Origin of the sequence: Dryocola clanedunensis, assembly GCF_038405435.1 — a bacterium.
Lineage (GTDB): Bacteria > Pseudomonadota > Gammaproteobacteria > Enterobacterales > Enterobacteriaceae > Dryocola > Dryocola clanedunensis_A.
Genome location: NZ_JBBYHZ010000178.1, coordinates 267 through 559, shown reverse-complemented (window position 1 = coordinate 559; position 293 = coordinate 267). Strand labels below are relative to the sequence as shown.

Annotated in this window: 1 protein-coding gene; it reads right to left on the bottom strand. The window is 66.9% G+C overall.

From position 1 onward, the window contains the following. Nucleotides 1–119 precede the first annotated feature (119 nt). A partial coding sequence (locus tag AAE045_RS24080) for an energy transducer TonB (RefSeq protein ID WP_455549819.1) occupies nucleotides 120–293 on the bottom strand: 174 nt, incomplete at its 5' end.

The following is a 293-nucleotide window of genomic DNA, read 5'->3' as shown; positions in this document are numbered from 1 at the left end:
CACCATGGCGTTGCAAGAACCTTCGACTGCCCTATAGCGGCAGTGCTGCATGCGCCACTGAAATCAGAAAAAAGGCCCGGATCACTCCGGGCCTTTCGTCCTCCCACCTTACGCTGCGATCAACCGCCTTCCGGCGCGAAGGCAAGCGTGCGGCGCGTGGTGACCGGGGCGCCGACCGGCTCGAATTTCCAACGCTTGACGGCGTTGAGCGCTTCGCGGTCGAACACGCGCGCCGGGGTGGCGCGCAGCACGCGGGCGGCGGTCACCGAACCGTCGGTGCCGACGGTGAGCTC